The 1,647-nt window shown below is 48.9% G+C and carries 2 protein-coding genes; one reads left to right on the forward strand and one right to left on the reverse strand.

Annotated elements, in window-relative coordinates; genetic code table 11:
* On the forward strand, window positions 1–311 hold a 311-nt coding region (locus tag R8N28_RS24250), incomplete at its 5' end, for a putative manganese transporter (protein WP_318183549.1).
* A gap of 86 nt (window positions 312–397) precedes the next feature.
* Here the strand turns inward: R8N28_RS24250 and R8N28_RS24255 are convergent.
* On the reverse strand, window positions 398–1,647 hold a 1,250-nt coding region (locus tag R8N28_RS24255; protein WP_318183550.1), incomplete at its 5' end, for a glycoside hydrolase family 36 protein.

Here is a 1,647-nt window from a genome sequence, read left to right on the forward strand (position 1 = left end):
TTGAATTAACGACCTATTTTTCAGGCCTCGATTTGGCTGCTACCTTTTCAAATTGGGGCATCTGGATGCCATTGGCTGGCTTAGCCATCGGTATGCTACCAGGCTGCGGCCCACAGATTCTCGTCACCAGTTTGTACATTACTGGTGCCGCACCATTATCCGCGCAGATTGCGAATGCGATTTCTAACGATGGAGATGCACTGTTCCCCGCGATTGCCATGGCTCCCAAAGCGGCATTGATGGCAACGGTCTATTCCTCTATCCCTGCGTTCATTGTGGGCTATGGCTATTACTTTATGTTTGAGTTTTAGTTATTCCGCTCTCAAAAAAGAACGCGTAAAAACAAGAAAAGAGCCCAAGTGGCTCTTTTCGTTTAATACGTCGTTTTCAATGACCTTTACGCGGTCACTATTGCTTTGGCATTCAGACCTCTATCGACACTCACTAGAAGCAACTGACAAGGATCTTGGTTGAGCTTTTCTCCGGTCCAGTAGTCATACCAATCAACGGGCTGATCCGCTGTGAGAGTAAATTCAGTCGCATTGTGATTCGCGTAATTGAACAAACAATGTAGATCATTCTTGTCCGTCAGTTTCAAAAAAGCATGGCTCAAACTTAACGCCGTGAACTTAGCAGATTCTTGGCTGCGTCGTTGTCGCAACATCAGCTTCGCCAAGGTTTTACTCGCAAATGGCGTGATTTCCGGGAGAGGGTCGCCAGACAAAAGCAAGCCGCCAGACGCCAATAATACGGTACGGTGAAACTCGTAGTCTTCACGTGATGCAGCTTGATTAGCAAGAGAAGTAAACGTCGCGCAGTCTGGGTCAATTTGCCACAACTTACGGTGCTGCCAGCTACGGAAAAACGTCTCTTTAGCGATCTGTTCAAAACGGTGGCTATGGCGCTCGACGTCATCAGACACACGCATCGCATCCACCAGCCCCAAAGATGGCCACATTGGCGCGTTGCAGCCAAGCAACCACGCGTCTCCTGCGCCTCTGGCGATCGCCTCCATCCCTAATCGATACGCTTCGACACCCGTAATACCAGACTGACTACGTTTTCCTTTTAGTGTTCCCCAGTAGTTTGCATCGAGCTTAAACAGCTCTACGCCCCACTCTAGCCTCATCACTGACACCACGTGCGTTAGATGATCTTGCACTTCGGGGTTAGACGTATCGAGAATATACCAAGGCGTACAACGCCAGCCGCCGTAGGTAACATCTTCGGCTTTAAGGAGCTGACCGTCAGGATGACGAACAAACCATTCAGGATGTTGCTTAAAGACCTCAGATTCTGGCTGCGCTATGAAAGGAGCCATCCAAATCGCCGGCTTTTTGCCTTTTGCGCGAATGTTTTGAATCAGCTCCTTCACACCGCCAGAGAATTTATCCGACGGCGTAAGCCAATCCCCCATGAACGCTTGATAGCCATCATCCAGAAGTACCCATTCTAGGTCTTCGAGCTTGTCTTGCATGCAATCAACATTTTCTAAAACATTTTGCTCGGTCACATCGGCATAGTACGCATACCAAGAACACCAGCCTATCGGTGCATCCTGCGTGACACCGTTGCGAATAGGATGATGCGCGGCAATCATCTCGCTGAACTCTTGATACAGATCGGATAGCGAGTTGCCAGTTAAAA

The organism is Vibrio sp. Vb1554, assembly GCF_033344235.1.